The sequence below is a fragment of the Bartonella sp. AA86SXKL genome, assembly GCF_042196885.1.
On record NZ_JBHIRE010000429.1, the window covers coordinates 417 to 644 of the forward strand.

At 43.0% G+C, this 228-nt stretch carries 1 protein-coding gene; it reads left to right on the forward strand.

Features of this window, described 5'->3' with window-relative positions:
* On the forward strand, positions 1 to 228 hold a 228-nt coding region (locus tag ACFIO5_RS12435; protein ID WP_375705567.1), incomplete at both ends, for an NAD(P)/FAD-dependent oxidoreductase.

A 228-nucleotide genomic window follows, 5' to 3' on the forward strand; every position in this document is an offset into this window, starting at 1 on the left:
ATAGTAATTGTGGGAGCCGGCCCTGCAGGACTTTCCGCTGCAATTCGTCTGAAACAAATTAATCCAGAACTTTCTGTCACAATCGTTGAAAAAGGCACTGAAGTTGGTGCACATATTCTCTCTGGTGCAGTTGTTGATCCTATCGGTATTGATACACTCTTGCCAGAATGGAGAAAGGAACAGAATCATCCTTTCAAGACACCGGTCACCAGTGATCAGTTTTTTTTT